The organism is Mucilaginibacter sp. (assembly GCF_039935595.1).
Taxonomy (GTDB): domain Bacteria; phylum Bacteroidota; class Bacteroidia; order Sphingobacteriales; family Sphingobacteriaceae; genus Mucilaginibacter.
Genome location: NZ_JBDTJZ010000194.1, coordinates 1 through 16396, shown reverse-complemented (window position 1 = coordinate 16396; position 16396 = coordinate 1). Strand labels below are relative to the sequence as shown.

At 38.1% G+C, this 16396-nt stretch carries 15 protein-coding genes and 1 tRNA gene; 5 read left to right on the top strand and 11 right to left on the bottom strand.

The window, feature by feature from the left end; all coding sequences use genetic code 11:
* Positions 1–231: 231 nt before the first annotated feature.
* The 3 genes from ABI367_RS13530 to ABI367_RS13520 form a co-directional block, all read right to left on the bottom strand.
* The gene (locus ABI367_RS13530) at positions 232–939 is read right to left on the bottom strand and encodes a hypothetical protein (RefSeq protein WP_462258091.1); all 708 of its coding nucleotides are present in this window, start codon (positions 937–939) and stop codon (positions 232–234) included.
* A gap of 68 nt (positions 940–1007) precedes the next feature.
* Positions 1008–2318, bottom strand: a complete 1311-nt coding sequence (locus ABI367_RS13525) for an MFS transporter (RefSeq protein WP_462228592.1) — start codon at positions 2316–2318, stop codon at positions 1008–1010.
* A gap of 151 nt (positions 2319–2469) precedes the next feature.
* Positions 2470–3048, bottom strand: a complete 579-nt coding sequence (locus tag ABI367_RS13520; RefSeq protein ID WP_462228591.1) for a DUF4142 domain-containing protein — start codon at positions 3046–3048, stop codon at positions 2470–2472.
* Positions 3049–3328: 280 nt separating this feature from the next.
* Between ABI367_RS13520 and ABI367_RS13515 the strand changes: the two genes are divergently transcribed.
* Positions 3329–3682 carry a hypothetical protein gene (locus ABI367_RS13515; protein WP_462228590.1) on the top strand — a complete coding sequence of 118 codons (354 nt, stop codon included), beginning with the start codon at positions 3329–3331 and terminating at the stop codon, positions 3680–3682.
* Between the two features lie 151 nt (positions 3683–3833).
* Here the strand turns inward: ABI367_RS13515 and ABI367_RS13510 are convergent, their stop codons facing one another.
* The gene (locus ABI367_RS13510) at positions 3834–4718 is read right to left on the bottom strand and encodes a sugar phosphate isomerase/epimerase family protein (protein ID WP_462228589.1); all 885 of its coding nucleotides are present in this window, start codon (positions 4716–4718) and stop codon (positions 3834–3836) included.
* A gap of 74 nt (positions 4719–4792) precedes the next feature.
* Here ABI367_RS13510 and ABI367_RS13505 point away from each other — a divergent pair, with 74 nt between their 5' ends.
* Together ABI367_RS13505 and ABI367_RS13500 are read left to right on the top strand one after the other, a co-directional pair.
* Positions 4793–5365, top strand: coding sequence for a Crp/Fnr family transcriptional regulator (locus tag ABI367_RS13505; protein WP_462228588.1), 573 nt, complete (start codon positions 4793–4795; stop codon positions 5363–5365).
* A 72-nt stretch (positions 5366–5437) separates the two neighbouring features.
* Positions 5438–5881, top strand: a complete 444-nt coding sequence (locus ABI367_RS13500; protein ID WP_462228587.1) for a carboxymuconolactone decarboxylase family protein — start codon at positions 5438–5440, stop codon at positions 5879–5881.
* 232 nt (positions 5882–6113) lie between these two features.
* Here the strand turns inward: ABI367_RS13500 and fabF are convergent, their stop codons facing one another.
* A complete protein-coding gene (gene fabF, locus ABI367_RS13495; RefSeq protein WP_462228586.1) occupies positions 6114–7358 on the bottom strand; it encodes a beta-ketoacyl-ACP synthase II in 1245 nt (414 codons plus the stop codon).
* Between the two features lie 222 nt (positions 7359–7580).
* Here fabF and ABI367_RS13490 point away from each other — a divergent pair, with 222 nt between their 5' ends.
* The gene (locus ABI367_RS13490) at positions 7581–8399 is read left to right on the top strand and encodes an FkbM family methyltransferase (RefSeq protein WP_462228585.1); all 819 of its coding nucleotides are present in this window, start codon (positions 7581–7583) and stop codon (positions 8397–8399) included.
* 3 nt (positions 8400–8402) lie between these two features.
* Here ABI367_RS13490 and ABI367_RS13485 read toward each other — a convergent pair whose 3' ends face one another.
* The 3 genes from ABI367_RS13485 to ABI367_RS13475 form a co-directional block, all read right to left on the bottom strand.
* Positions 8403–10154: a HAMP domain-containing sensor histidine kinase gene (locus ABI367_RS13485; protein WP_462228584.1), complete on the bottom strand. Its 1752-nt coding sequence runs from the start codon at positions 10152–10154 to the stop codon at positions 8403–8405.
* Between the two features lie 112 nt (positions 10155–10266).
* Positions 10267–12255 carry a KUP/HAK/KT family potassium transporter gene (locus ABI367_RS13480; RefSeq protein WP_462228583.1) on the bottom strand — a complete coding sequence of 663 codons (1989 nt, stop codon included), beginning with the start codon at positions 12253–12255 and terminating at the stop codon, positions 10267–10269.
* 195 nt (positions 12256–12450) lie between these two features.
* On the bottom strand, positions 12451–13782 hold the full coding sequence (locus tag ABI367_RS13475; protein WP_462228582.1) for a sigma-54-dependent transcriptional regulator: 1332 nt from the start codon (positions 13780–13782) through the stop codon (positions 12451–12453).
* A gap of 280 nt (positions 13783–14062) precedes the next feature.
* Between ABI367_RS13475 and ABI367_RS13470 the strand changes: the two genes are divergently transcribed.
* Positions 14063–15193, top strand: a complete 1131-nt coding sequence (locus tag ABI367_RS13470) for a hypothetical protein (RefSeq protein ID WP_462228581.1) — start codon at positions 14063–14065, stop codon at positions 15191–15193.
* Positions 15194–15244: 51 nt separating this feature from the next.
* Here the strand turns inward: ABI367_RS13470 and ABI367_RS13465 are convergent, their stop codons facing one another.
* The 3 genes from ABI367_RS13465 to ABI367_RS13455 form a co-directional block, all read right to left on the bottom strand.
* The gene (locus ABI367_RS13465) at positions 15245–15724 is read right to left on the bottom strand and encodes a hypothetical protein (RefSeq protein ID WP_462228580.1); all 480 of its coding nucleotides are present in this window, start codon (positions 15722–15724) and stop codon (positions 15245–15247) included.
* A 4-nt stretch (positions 15725–15728) separates the two neighbouring features.
* Complete coding sequence (locus tag ABI367_RS13460) at positions 15729–15893, bottom strand: hypothetical protein (RefSeq protein WP_462228579.1); 165 nt, start codon at positions 15891–15893, stop codon at positions 15729–15731.
* Positions 15894–16008: 115 nt separating this feature from the next.
* A tRNA-Leu gene (locus ABI367_RS13455) sits at positions 16009–16090 on the bottom strand.
* Positions 16091–16396 lie beyond the last annotated feature (306 nt).

The following is a 16396-nucleotide window of genomic DNA, read 5'->3' as shown; positions in this document are numbered from 1 at the left end:
AGAAAAAAACGGTGTAAACCCCAAAAACGCTTTTATACCGATAAAACTACTTTTGCTTATCAAAGTATAGCATAGCTTAAATTAATTGCCATAATGCGTTATATTTCAGACTAATAAAAAAACATAATATTTTTCTCTCGCGCCATTAGTCCCGGATTTATAATTAATTGCGCCGAATCTTTCGAACACTCCTAATTATAAATCCGGATTAACATGGAAAAACAATTATCTTTAATTCGACAGGTAAACCTTAGCTAAGTTTTTAAATTCATGTAGTTTTGGCATCAAAATATTAAAAATTTCTCCTCGCTGATTATAAAAATCTTTTATTGCCTCATCTTTACTAGCCTCTAATTCTTTAACTTGTTTAGAAACATGATTTTTCATCAAATCACTCATAGTATCGTATTTATCAATCATTGGCATATATGCATTAAGCCCTTGAAGTGCTTTTTTTAATGTTTTACATTTACTTTCAACGAACTGATGAAGTTTTAATGTTTCTATAATTAAATAATATGCATTTTGAGTCAAGTCTTTATCTTTGACTAACAAATCCATTACAGCATTATTGATATTTACTTGGTTACTACACTGATCCATATCAATTATTTTTTGATTAAGTTTATCAACATCCTTATAACCGTATTCATGGATAGATATTTTAGTTTTATCCCAAATCCAGGCATTAATTTCTGTATAAAACGCTATTATTGACTGTTGCTCTTGAGTGTAGGATTTACTTTCTTTATCAACAATTATAGATAATGTCGCTTTTAAACGTTCATTTTCATTGTTAAATTTGCTTTTGACTTCTTCTACAATTTCTGTTAATTTTTCAATATCTTCTTTATCAGCAAGATTTTTACCTTTTTGAATAAAGAAATTTGTAAAATAAGTTATAACAAATTGCCCAAGAAATAATAAAGTAATCAACATATAGGAATTCATACTTAAATTTAATAAATATTTCCGATAAATGTTGGTGATAACATGGGCGGAGTATTTTATCTTAATTCCTGGCTCTTAATTCTTGATTCCTTTATATACAACGAAATCAACAACACCAACCCCGGCACAAAAAACACAATCAGCGTTAAAGCCGAGTTTCGCATGCTGCCCGTAAGCTCCTCTACCAACGCAAAACTGAACATACCGCCCACAATGGCCAGTTTTTCGGTAACATCATAAAAGCTAAAAAACGAGGCGGTGTCCGGGATATTTTGAGGCAGGTATTTTGAATAGGTTGACCGTGAAAGCGATTGTATGCCCCCCATTACCAAACCTACTACCGCGGCTAAAAAGTAAAACTGTATAGCCGTGGTTATAAAATAAGCGGCTATGCAAACCACTATCCATATAACCACTACGCCGGCCAATACCAGTATGTTGCCATACTTTTCAGATAGTTTGGCCATTAAGTTAGCCCCGGCAATGGCCACTAACTGAATTATTAATATGGTGGCTATTAAGTTAGCCGCAGGTAAGTTTAGCACCTTGGCACCAAAACCCGCGGCCACCAGCATAATGGTTTGCACGCCCATGGAGTAGCAAAAAAAAGCCGGTAAATACCGTTTTAGCAGCGGCATGTTTTTAACCTGTTGCCAAACTTTACCCAGCTCAATAAACCCGCCTTTGATCAGGTTTTTATGATGCGTTTGCGCGTTGGGGCTGCCTTTGGGTAAAATGGTAAAAGGTATATAGGCAAAACTTATCCACCACACCCCTACCAGTAAAAATGATAACTGCGCCGAACTCATGCCTGTTAACCCAAAGGTTTTGGGCGATAGCACAAATACAAAACAAACTACCTGCAAAATAACGCTGCCTATATAGCCGTAGGTAAAGCCTTTGGCGCTTACGGCATCCTGCATATCGGGTGTGGCAATTTCGGGCAGGTACGAGTTGTAAAACACAAAGCCACCGCTATAACCTATCGCCGCCAGGCCAAAACATATCATACCGAACTCTAACCTGTCGGCATTAAAAAAGAACAACCCGCAGCAGGCTAAAGCGCCCAGCCAGGTAAAGCATTTCATGAATATTCTTTTGCTGCCGCGATAATCGGCAATGGAGGTTAAAATGGGCAGCAACAAGGCTATTACCAGGTAGGCCGCGGCTAAAACATAGTTGGATAGGGCGGTATTTACAAAGCGTTTACCAAAAAATACTACCTCGTCATGCGTGGCTTTGTTGGTGGTTATAGCCACATAAAATGCCGGAAATATAGTTGAGGTTATAACCAGGTTATAGGCCGAGTTGGCCCAATCAAACATGGCCCAGGCGCGGATGGTTTTTTTGTCGTTTTTAGGTTGCATATACTTGTTAAAAGTATATAATTTTTATTTAAGACTTACGAAGTTTTAAAAACTTCGTAAGTCTTTTCGGCGCATAAAACAGAAAAGGCCGGCTTTTTAAGCCAACCCTCTCCTAACCACTTTTTCGCCTTATTTAAAAGGCCGTGGTATATTATTTCATGCTATCATGAATGGCATTGATACGCTCCAAATGTCCCTTGATAACAGGTAATGTTTTATCTGCAAATGCTTTAAGGTCGGCATCTTTTAAGTTTTTACTTCCATCCTCAAACAAATTTACTGCTTTTTTATGGCCGTCAACCATAGCATTAACATAAGCTTTATCAAAAGCTTTTCCCGATTTTTTTGAAAGCTCATCCATTTCCTTTTTCTCATCCATGCCAACCGAATCAGGCAGGGTAATGTTTTTTGTTTTGGCCAATGCCATTAATTCGTCATTTGCTTTACTATGGTCCATTACCATCATATTGGCAAATTCTTTTACTTTGGCACTAACAGCTTTCCCTTGTGCCAGTTTACCCAGAGCTACTTCGGCCATACCGCCGTTTGCCGCATTTACTGCAAATTTTGCATCGTCTTCAGCAACAGCCATACCAGCGTTTACTGCGTTAGCCGTGTCCTTTGCGGCGTTTACGCTATCAGCTGTTTCTTTACTGTCTTTGTTACTTTTACATGCCTGGAACGAGCAGGCAGCCAATGCTACCATTACCATTAAACTGATTTTTTTCATGACTTTATGAGTTTTTTTACATAGGTTAATTGTTATAGGGTAACAACACTATAATTAATTGGTTTTCATTTTTGACAAAATAAAATGTCAATCAGGAAATAGTTTTAATACATACTTTATTAAATATATTAAAAAGCATAAATCAGGTGTTTAATAGACCGCTTTATATTTATTTTACTTTAAGCCTAACATATTAACTATAAATTGGTTAACATAATGATAACATTGAATTAACAGTTAACAGCTATATCTTTGCAATCATCCTGATAATGGAAGCTTTATGAAAAAACCAAACTTAAAACCAGCAATTAAAGCCGCAAAAAAAGCGGCAAAAGATAAAATAGAGTATAGCCTTATTACCGAGCTAAAAAAGGTAATAGCCGAACTGGGCCATAACTCGAAATCGTTAGAGAAAAAAATAGAGAAAAGCTCAAAGACGTTTGCTAAAATAATAGTTAAGGAATTGAAAATAGCAAAACAGGTTGCGGCTGATACTTCGATTGGGGTAATTGAAAAAGTTATCCCCACTCCTGCTAAAGCAACTCCGGCTAAGCCAGCAGCTAAACCGACTCCGGCCAAACCTGTCGCAAAAGCAGCTGTAAAACCTGCTGCCAAACCAGCCGCTAAGAAATAGACTAAGATTAAAGGATTTTATGATTACAGGATAACTATCATAAAATCTTTAAATCTTAAAAATCCTAGTCAAAAATAGACTAAGATTAAAGGATTTTATGATTGCAGGATAATTGCCGCGTAATCATAAAATCCTTTAAATCTTAAAAATCCTAGTCCAGGTTTCTTTTTATATAATCCAGGCTTTGGGTAATACTATCGTACGGGTTGCCGGGGGTTTTGTCCTGCTCAACAAAAAAGTATTTTAAACCTGATTTGTCGGCATGGTCAAATATCTTTTTAAAATTGATAATGCCGCCGCCTACTTCGGCAAAAGTTTGGTCGATACTGCGAGCCATATCTTTTACATGCCATAGCGGGAACCTGCCGGGATGCTGCTCAATCAAAGCGATAGGGTCCTGTTTGGCTTTTACTACCCAGTAAATATCCATCTCCATTTTTACCAGATCCTTATCAGTATTGTTCAGCAATATCTCGTAGGGGTATTTGCCGTCTTGTTGTATAAATTCAAAATCGTGGTTATGATAAGCAAACTGGATACCCGCTTTTTTACATCTCTCCGCGGCTTTGTTAAAGTCATCTGCTATCCTTTTGTATTTATCCAGGTTACCCCGTTCCGGGTCTGACAGGTATGCGCAAACCATGTATTTTAAACCAACTTCGGCAGCATCGTCAATGGCTTTATCCCAGTTGTGCAGTATGGTGCCTTTAGTATCGGCTCCGTTAGTTTTTTCTTCGCCAAGGCGATAGTGCCCGCTGGGCATGATCAACCCGTTTTGCTTTAATTGTTTGGCAAAGGTTTTGGCATCCATGCCATAAAAATTTTGTGTGCCGGTATAAGTTGCCCCTTCTACCGAATTATACCCTATCTGCGCCACTTTAGCCAATGTGGCTACAGGGTTTGCCTGCATGGCATCCCTTACGGTATATAATTGCAAGCCTATGTATTTTTTATCGTAAGCAAATAAATTAGGTGTTGTTAATAATCCGGTTGAAAGTATTGCTGAAGTTTTGATGAATGATCGCCTGGTGGACATGATTTTTTATAATTGGTTGCCCTAATATAGCAACAATACCAGTAATTAAACTTTGATTTAATATTTTTACAGCAATGTATCCGCAACTTTTGGCTCATATAAAACGCTACGTTTCCTTAACTCCGCAGGAAGAAATACTGCTTTGCGAAAAGATGGAGCTGCTTAAATTTAAGAAAAAGGAATTTTTGCTGGAGCCGGGTAAGTTATGCAAAGGCAACTATTTTGTATTAAGTGGTTTGGTAAGGCAATACCTGATTACCAATAAACTTATCGAACAAATAGTTCAGTTTGGTTTGGAAAGCTGGTGGATAACCGACCAGGAAAGCCTGGCGAATAAACAACCGTCGGCCTATTATTTGCAAACCGTTGAGGCATCTGAAATATTGCTGCTTACCGAACAAAACCGCGAATTATTGTGCGAGGCCATACCTCGCCTGGAAAGCTACTTCCGTATCATGATGCAGCGCGCCTTTGTAGCCATGCAACGCCGTGTTGGCTTTATGTTAAACTATACAGACGAAGAGCGATATAGATACTTTGCCGACCAATTCCCTGGCTTTATGCAGCGGGTGCCGCAATATATGCTGGCCTCCTATTTAGGTTTCACACCGCAGTTTTTAAGCAGGATAAGAGCCAAAAAGGCTTAATTTATTAAACTCAGTTCATTTTTTGAGGGGACTTTGTTGTGCAACTTTGTATCAACAAACAACAACAATATCATGAACACACGAGTAAAAATAGACAAGGCACAACCAGCAGTTTACAATGCTGTGCTTACATTAGAAAAGAGTATCCATAACACCGTATTGACCGCCAAACACCGCGAACTAATAAAAATACGCGCATCACAAATTAATGGCTGCGCCTATTGTATTGATATGCACACGCGCGATGCCCGCAAAGGCGGCGAGACTGAGCAACGTATTTATGGTCTTAACGCCTGGCGCGATACTCCTTTTTATGATGAACAGGAACGGGCATTATTAGCTTTAACCGAAGATGTAACCTTGATTAGCAAAGGCGGCGTAAGCGAAGAAACTTACAACAATGCTGCGGTTGTTTTTGATGAAGAGTATATAGCAGCTGCTATAATGGCTATAGTAACTATTAATGTATGGAACCGCATAGCTATAAGTACACATTTGCAGCCGGCATTGGTCTGAACCATGATTAAAGGATTTTATGATTACCAGGATTGAACGTGAGTTTGATACGGATTGTAAAACTGATATGACCCGTTAGGGTAATGTTATTAAGTTGAGAAAAACAGAAGCTTAAATAATGTCGAATAATGAATTTTGAATTTCGAACATCGAAGTTTTAACTTCATTATTCGAAATTGGACATTCTGTATTCGATATTAAAATGGGACTCAATACTACTTCAAGATATTAGCTATATCTTACCAAACACCACCGTAGCGTTATGCCCGCCGAAGCCGAAGGTGTTGCTCATAGCAGTATCCACTTTCTGATCTATCGCGTCTTTTAAAACCAGGTTTAAATTAGCCGGGATTGCCGGATCAAGTACTGTGGTATTAATAGTTGCCGGAATAATACTGTTTTTTATAGATAACAAGCTGATAATAGCTTCAACCGCGCCGGCCGCACCTAACAGGTGACCGGTCATGGATTTGGTACCGCTTATCTGGAGTTTTAATTTTTCTCCTTTGGCGAGTAAATTTGTAGCATTAGTTTCTGAAAGATCGCCTACCGGGGTTGAAGTGGCATGCATGTTAAGATAGTCTAACTGTTCAATAGTTATACCGGCTTCGTTTAAAGCAAGCTGCATTGCTTTTGCGGCCCCCAAACCTTCGGGATGTGTACTGGTCATGTGATAAGCATCAGCCGTCATAGATGCGCCGCGCACCTCGCCATATATGGTAGCGCCACGTTTTACGGCGTGCTCATAATCCTCTAAAACCAACGCCCCTGCCCCTTCGGCCATTACAAAACCATCACGGTCAATATCAAATGGGCGCGAAGCATGCTGCGGGTCATCATTACGATGCGACATAGCCTTCATTGAGCTAAAACCGCCAAAAGATGCCGGTGAAATCGGCGCTTCAGAGCCGCCGGTAATTATAATTTTGGCCTTACCTAAACGGATATAATTAAAGGCATCCATAATAGCCGTGTTTGATGTGGCGCAAGCCGAAACCGGCGTATAATTAACACCCATATAGCCATGGCGCAGGGATATCATACCCGATGCCATATTGATCAAAAACTTGGGTATCAAAAACGGGTTAAACCGCGGGTGACCGTCGCCCAGTGCAAAATCTGTCACTTCCTTTTCAAAAGTTTTCATACCCCCTTGTGCCGAGCCCCATATTACGCCAACATCAAACGGGTCCATTTTATTAAGATCGAAACCCGAATCTTTTATGGCTTCATCAGACGCTATTAAAGCGTATTGGGTATAAGGGTCGGTACGTTTTATATCCGCACGGTCCAGGTAAGTGGTAACGTCAAAGTCTTTAAGTTCGCAGGCAAACTGCGTGCGGAATAATGAAGCATCAAAATGGGTTACTGTTGCTGCCCCGCTTTTACCACTAACAATACTATCCCAAAAACTATTTACATTAAGGCCAAGTGGTGTTAAGGCGCCAATTCCGGTTACAACTACTCTATTTAGCATGGGTATTAAATTTTGCACAAATGTATAAAAGTTGAAATTATACAGCGGGGTAAATGATGGAAATAAACTTTTTTATGACCACTGGGTTATATTCAAACCATTTAGTGTATAATTACGTATTGTATATAAATTATTAAAACCCTATTATTTTGATTTAGGTTATTCTTAATTTTAGTTATAATTGTATTACAAAGCCGCTAAACCGGTTGTATTTAACCCTGTATGAAATTTAGCAAGTTACTTGGAACTGATATAAAGGAATTCCTGAAAAAAATCAGGTTCAAGTACCAAAACAGAAACTTTAAACCTTATACGGTTGATCGTACGCTTTATGGTACAGATTTTAAGTTTTATGTAGCCAACCTTGACGCGCAGGACTGGTATCTTGACGAAACAAGTATATCATCAGATACCATGGAGTGGATGTGGCCCGAAATGGAGTTTATAAAAAACAATATTTGTAAGCCCGGCGATATGGTATTAGAATGCGGTGGCCATCATGGGCTTACTGCTGTAGTAATTTCAAAATGGATAGGTAATGGGCAGCTATATACTTTTGAACCCAACCCGGATAACCTTGCCATAATTAAAAAGAACGTTGAAATAAACGACGTTAAAAATATCACCGTGGTGCCTGACGCTGTTGGTGCCGAAGATGGCGAGATATGGGTAACTAACTCCAGCTCAAACTCCTATATTTTAAAAGGCAATGAGCATAATGGCATCAAAGTGCCTGTAGTTAAGCTTGATGATTACGCACATTTAAACCCAACTGTTATAAAAATTGATGTAGAAGGTTTTGAACTGGAAGTTTTAAAGGGCGCTTGCCAGATTTTAAAAACTTTACCAAGGCTTGCTATAGAAATGCACCCTGTAATGATAAATCGCTACGGAGGTACGGTAAGTGAGCTAATAAACTTGCTTGACCCTGCTTATGAATTGTGGATACAGGAAGAAATATATGGTAAAGCCGTGTTTCATGACCGTAGTGTACCTATCCCTTTTGTAAATAAAGGGTTTTTGTTTGCCATACCACGTTAACACTTACGCTACAGGTAGTGTAAAATAAAAAGTACTTCCGTTTCCGGGCTCGCTTATTACACCTATTTCGCCATTTTGCGCCTCAATAAAATCTTTCGAAATGGCTAATCCCAAACCTGTGCCGGCATTGTTTTGCCCATCAGCCGGTACCTGGAAATAGCGGTCAAATAACCTTTGTTGGTACTGCTGGTCAATTCCCTTCCCGGTATCTTTTACAGCAAATTCTACTTTATTTATTTTATTAGCTGCCGAAATTATAATTTTTGACCCGGCATCACTATAGCGTAAACCATTTGATAAAAAGTTGATCAATACCCAGGCGGTTTTTTCTACATCGGCGTTAACTATGGGCAATATGCCATCTTTTATTATTTCCAGCGTTACATTTTTCTGTGCTGCCTGGAAACTAACCGATGATATGGCATAATCAATTATTTGCGCAGGATCTGCGTGAACAAAATTGAGCTGAATATTTCCCGTTTCAACACGTGCAAGTTCGAGCAATTCGGTTGTTAGCTTTAATAACCGGTCACTATCTTCATTAATGTTTGCCATTAAATCACGTTGTTCGGCATTTATATTACCTATGCGCTCATCATTCATCAGTTTAACACTCATTTTAATAGATGATATGGGCGTTTTTAATTCGTGCGATATAGTGGCTATAAAATTAGTCTTGGCTTCATCACGCTCCCTGAATTCGGTAACATTTTTTAATATATAAACCTTACCGGCTTGCTTTTTAACCACGGGTAATTCATCCGGGCGGTAATCTGTTATTTTGGGGACATTTATTTCACTGGTTTCCAGTTCAAAATGAGCATCCTTACCATTAACGCTAATATTTAAAGTTTCGCCGGCTTTCGCCTTTTCAATAATCAATTTAAAAGCGGGACTGCTTTTAGCTATCTCAATTACCGGGCGTCCAATTATTTTGGCTGTGCCCAGATTGAATACTTCTTTTGCTGCCGAATTGATGAATAATATTTCATGCTTCTCATTTATACCGAAAATAGCATCGTGCATTTGCTCAATTATAGCTTCAATGCGCAATTTTTCTGACCGTATGGTAGACAGATTACTATTTTCCCATTCACTTAACTGCCCGGCCATATTATTAAATGCAGTGGCAACCTCGGCAAATTCATCATTCTTGTTAAAACGGATGCGGGCCTGGTAATCTTTTTCGCTTATGGCTCTTATTCCAGATAGCAGGCTGTTTATCGGTTTTAGAATAAAACCCGGGAAATTTATGCTAAAACTAAATAACAGCAGGAAAGTAAGTGTAGCTGTAAAGCCCAAAATAAATACAGAGTGATCTATATACTGCTGCACCGAATCGTTTTTACGTGTTATGGCACGCATATTTATCACTTCAACCGCCTGAATATACTGCCGGATTTTCATTATATCCTGCTGTATAGCATTTTGATCATTATTGTTTTTTTGCAAAGCAACAAATGCCGACCGTATATTAGCCACTACCTGCTCCTCCCCGGGTTCGGTAATGTTAGCTTCTTCTTTTTTTAGCTGTGTGTTAAATCGTTCGGTAGCTGTTTTGGTAAGGGGTGGTATGCTGTTATCCAAAACACTGCGCATCTCGCGACAATAATTAAGCGATATATAATTGTCCTTTAATATCAGTTTACTACTATCGGCTACCTTATTTAAATAATACAGGCACACCGTACCAAATAAAAGTACAATAACAAACAAAAATCCAAATCCTAACCAAAGCTTATTTTTTACTTTCATGGTAATATGACTAAATCAATTTCTATAACCGCTATATTTTTTAGCAACCAATTTGAATACGGTAGTTTTTAAAATTACCCGGAATAGCTTAATTGTTAAATTATTCCAGGCATTAATATGATTCGATTCTTTTTATATGCACATTGGTAACTGGTTTGACAATAAGCGGGATCTTCTCTATCCTTGTTTCGCTGGTGTCCAGGCCAAAAGCTTTGGCTTCGCTTTGAGCCAGCTTTTTTATAGCAAAATAACTGTTCAGTATAAATCCGTCCGCAACACTGAATTCGTTATTATACGAAAGGAATTTTTCCATGATCACAAACTGGAAATCGGCCGGCAGTTGGAATTGACTTAATGACTTATAACGGCTGGTAATATCAATTTCTTTTCGTGCAACCATATCTTCCACTACTTTTCTAAACAGCACATTCACGCGCGGCTGTATCCTGAACCCTAAACGAAATTCGATCCTGATCACTTTATCATTTTCTATTTCGTCAACACTATATTCCATAGTATAGGGTTCATCGGTACGGTCAATATGAATAAACCAGTAAACATCCGCCCTTTTTGGCATCCGGCTTAATATAGAATAGATTACTTTTTGTTCAATTTGCTTACTGTTATTTGCCTTGGTTAAATAAATCAGGTGCGTGGCATATTTAGCTACACTCTGATCGGCACTTAGTGCTTTTAATAATGGCACCTGGTCTTTAAGATCCAGAAAGTGCAGGAACCGGTTATTGATCTTACGTGCCCTAAACCAAATATACATGGTAAAGATCAATCCCCCTTCAAATACAACGAAGAAAATCCGCTTTAACAATTTCGCGGCGTTTGTAAGGAAGAAGGAGAACTCAACAGTTAAAAACACACATAAAATAATCATGACGATCCAAAGCGGCCAGTGTTTTACATATCGCATAAAGTAGGACATCAAAATAGTAGTCATTAACATTGCTATAGTTATTGAAAAACCATAAGCATTCGTCATGTTTGCAGATGTCCTGAAATAAAGAGACACCAATACACAGCCGACACACAATACCCAGTTAATGCTCGGTATATAAATTTGCCCGCGTATGTTTGATGGATATTTAATTGCAATTCTCGGCCAGAAATTCATGCTAACCGCCTCGCTTATAAGTGTAAATGAGCCACTTATCATTGCCTGACTGGCAATTATGGTTGCCAGGGTTGCCAGTATCACGCAGGGGATCATCAATAAATGAGGATCAGGCACGATCGTGTAAAACGGGTTAACACCGGTAAAATCAGTTCCTTTGGGCTGTAGCAGCACCCATGCGCCCTGGCCGCAATAGTTTAATAACAGGGCGCACTTTACAAATATCCAGGTTGCCTGTATGTTTTTGCGCCCGCAATGCCCAAGATCGGCGTATAGTGCTTCGGCGCCCGTGGTACATAAAAATACAGCACCGAGCAGCCAGAAGCCCTTTGGGTGTTGTGTTAGCAGCCTGAAGCCATAAATAGGATTAAAGGCTTTGAATATAGTGGGATAATGCATTACCTGGAGAAAACCTAAACTCCCAATCATTAAAAACCATAAAAGCATAATGGGCCCGAATGAAGAACCAACCACCTTGGTGCCAAACTGCTGAAAGAAAAACAGCGCTACCATAATGCCTATTACAATGCCCAAAATAAGATGACTGCCGGGTATAAATTCCGGGTGTAGCTTAGGGTCGCTCAGTGCGGGCACATTGTTCAATCCTTCGATAGCAGATGTCACCGAAATAGGCGGCGTAATGATACCGTCGGCCAGTAAAGTGCCTGCTCCAATAATAGCCGGTATCGCCAACCATTTTCCATAACGCCTTACGAGGGCATATAAGGAGAATATCCCGCCCTCGCCGTGATTATCTGCCTGTAGGGTTATAAGAATATATTTAAAAGTAGTTTGAAGGGTAAGCGTCCAGAAGATACACGAAATTGAGCCTAATACCAAAAATTCGTTTATTTTTCCGCCGTCGATAAGCAAGACCTGGAAAACGTATAAAGGCGATGTGCCAATATCGCCAAAAATAATACCAAGCGTTACTAATGCCCCCGCGAGGGAAAGGGTTTTGATGTGCGAATTCATATGTTAACAGAAATTGTGACAGCTGCCCGAGTGGGCGTTGAATAAATAGTTAGTTTCATGCCACAACACCATACAACGGGTGTACCATTATTAAAAAATGGCGTTTAAAGTGTTTAAACGAAGTTTTTTAAAAAATAAGAAATTTTAATACTTCCAAAATGAAAAGGTTTTTTTCATTTTGGCATGGTACCCTACCTAATTGATATGGTACTCTTCCATTTTGCGATAGAGTGTTGTAAGGCCAATACCCAGCAGCCGGGCGGCTTCCGTTTTGTTGCCTTGAGTATGGGCAAGTACTTTATTGATATGTAATTTTTCCATAGTGGACATATCCAATGCCGAATGGTCAACATTATCGTATTTAAATTCAGGCGGCAGCAGGTCGGCGCTTAATATTTCGTCATCGTTTAATATAACCACGCGCTCAATAACATTTTTTAATTCCCGGATATTTCCTTTCCATTGATGACGATTTAGCGCGCTCAAAAACCCCGGACTCATTTTGGCAACCCGTTTTCCCATTTTGGTGGCAAACTGTCGTAAATAATAATTGGCCAGCAATTCAATATCGCCTTCACGATCATTTAACGATGGCAGCTCAATGCTAAACACGGATAGTCGATAGTAAAGGTCGGCCCTGAATTTCCCTTCTTCGGCTTCTTTTTGAAGGTCGCGGTTGGTGGCCGCTACAATACGCACATTTACTTTGGTGGTTTGGGTATCGCCCAATTTTATAAAAGTTTTACTCTCAATAACGCGCAACAGTTTAGCTTGCAGATCGAGCGGCATTTCGCCTATTTCGTCTAAAAATATGGTGCCGTTTTGTGCTTCGTCAAAAAGTCCTTTTTTGTCTTTTACCGCGCCGGTAAACGCACCTGCTTTATAGCCAAAAAGTTCGCTTTCCAATAACTCGGCGGAGAAGCTGCTGCAATTAACGGCCACAAAAGGCATCAACCTTCTGGCACTTTCATAATGTATAGCCGATGCAAAGACTTCCTTACCTGTGCCGGTTTCGCCAAGCAACAATACGGTGGTATCTGTACCTGCCACCTTACGTGCCAGTTCGACAGCAGCTTTTAACGATTTTGAATTACCGGTTATTTGGTCAAAACTGTGATTTTTGGTTATTTTTTTCTCCAGTTCAAATATCCTTAGCTGCAACAAAGCTTTATCCATAGCCTGGTTTACCAGCGGAATTATTTTGTCATTATCATCCCCCTTTGTAATATAGTTAAACGCACCGTTTTGTATGGCTTGTACCCCATCGGCAATGGTGCCGTAAGCGGTAAGGTTGATAACTTCTACATAAGGCTTTTTTTCTTTAATGGTTTTCACCAGTTCAACACCGTTGGCATCGGGTAATTTAACGTCGCTTAACACCAGCAACACGTCTTCATGCTCCAATAGTTTTAAGCCATCTTTAGCATTATAGGCCTGCAACATCCTAAACCCCTCCAATCCAATAATGCGCGATAGCAGGTCGTTTAGTTTTTTTTCGTCATCGATGATTAAAATGGTGCCTGGCATATTGCTGGATGTATAATTAACGGTTAAAAATACAAAACCCACCTGATTTAAGCGGGTTTATTTATATTGATTAAAGCCTGATAATAAATTCTCTTATCCGCCAATTTCATTTAATATATCTGCCAGCTTATTAGTAGCGTTGCTAAGCGCTTATAAAATTGTCTCCACCCAATTAGATAAGGGTTATAGAAATCAAAAAAATGTATGAATTAATTTTTTGGTAGAGAAATAGTTAAGCAGTTTTGTTTGCTTATATTAGAAAAGCTTAAAAACATTAAATATGAAAGTAGCTTATCATTTTAAATGCGGAGAAATTAACTTCTATGACAAATATTTTTTGGATGTTTTACTTAAAGAATATTTACATTATACAAATCAAAATCTTTCTTCTAAAATACTTATAGGTGATTTATGTATACTAAGTTCTGGTTTCAGAGAAATTGATCCGGATAAACTTATAGATGAGCTTGTTCAAACAAACAATGATACTTGGAAAAGAATAAAAAACATAGATAAGGCTGTATTTATAAATGAAAACGTATTTATAGTATGCTTTGAAACAATCCCAAAGGCATTGGCTGAAAAATTACATCAGTCAATAATTAGTAACCCTTTTTACTTAGGAGCTTTTGAAATTGATAATTCTAAGGAAATACAGTGGTGGTACTACGGAGAGTGTATTGGCCCGAAATATAGAATCGTAAATAGAGATATTTATATTTTAACTGATAGCAACCAAATCGAAGATTTAGAATATGTTGAAGAAGTTAAAGAATTTTTAAATTCATTCACCTTTGATAATATAAAAGTTGAGTATTCTAAATATAGATATAGCGTTTTTGACGACAACCATAACTATGAAAATGCAAAAAGAGGAGCAAATTGGATAAAAAGTATTAATTCATTATTTTCAACAATTACAGATGAAATTACCGGCAAACTAATTGATACTGCACCTGAATTAACAGACAGATTGTGGGCAATTACAAATACATTTGACAATGCGGAAACAGGTGAACAGTATGCTCAAGCTATGTCCTCATGTAGAAGAGTTTTTGAATATGTCACAGATTGTTTGCTTCCTGCTACAAATGAAGAATCTAACGGTCATTCACTAAAAAAAGACAAGTACAAAAACAGATTAATTGAATTTGCTAGTCGTGAATTTAAAAGTGAAACCAATATTGATTTAATTGTTTCAAGTACCGCAGCATTATTTGAAGAATGGGAAAATTTATATGCTCTTTCAAATAAGGGCGTTCACGGCAACAGTCATAGACAAGAATGTAGAAGATGTATTATAAGAACAATTTTACTACTTGACGATATAATTTCATTAAAAAAGGCACCTTTCGATGTTAACATAATTAGTGAAAAATTTATAAATAGAATAAAAGACGACCAAGAATAATTCAAAATACAGAACTAATTGTCGAATCCAAAGAAACACTAATTAATGATTCTATTGATCGTCCCTTAATTTACGTATCTCTTCAAGCGCCAATACATCTATCTGATCTTTTGGTCGGTTCACCATTTTTTTATTTTCAATTAACTGATTAATGTGCAGAAATGGAATGTTGATATTTTCGATATTGGCAACAGAAGCCATTTGTAAACATTCATCAAAAGTATAACCCTCAAGGCCTTTCATATCGATCAATATATCTAAGCGCATATTATTATTTAAGTGAAAGTCTGTCCATCCTGGTAAAAATTGCATATATTCCAACATCGGGAAATCACCCATATCACATGCAATAAAAGCCTTACGCAACTGCTGTCTGTTTATCAGATCGTCTTTTATCCAAATATCCAGATCTCCGGTAAAGCGTTGATAACCGTGCAAATTTATAGCGTAACCACCAACCAGTATATATTGAACATTATTATCTTGAAGGGCTTTCCAGAAATTTAATATTTCCTCATCAAAAACATCCACAATATTACTTGCTGATAAAAGGTTTATGAGTGATAGTAGCCTTATTCATGGTTTGCTGAATTTTATATAGCCGGGTAGCCATTTCAAACCGTTCCTTATAAGATCGCTTTAAGCCTTCTTTTAAAAGGTCAAGTTCAGCCTTATCAAATGTTTGCTTTTGTTTGTCCATAATGTAGTTGACCTTATCAAATTTATATAAAATACACTATAAAACAAAGTTATTGTAAGTGCGCAAACACGTTAAAATAACAAAGCCGCTAACTTATCAGTTAACGGCTTTATTGTGCGGAAGAAGGGACTCGAACCCCCACGCCGTGAAGCGCCAGATCCTAAGTCTGGTGCGGCTACCAATTACGCCACTTCCGCAGTTAGGATTTTTTTAAGAGTGGCAAATATAGAGTTATTATGTGTATTTGGAAAAAGAATTTGTTGTTTTTGTGAAGTTAATAATGGTTGAAGAGGTTGTAGTTGTTGTAAAGGTTACTAAATCACACATCTACAACTTTTTTAACCTCTACAACACTTACAACTTAAGCATTATAAATTTGATACACGCCTACCAAACTTCTTGAATTAACATCGCCCACCAGCACATTGGTTATCCTTTTTTCCATCATTAATTGCTCAACCTGGTTAATATATTCTTCAGGGTTTACAATGATGGGGTTGGTG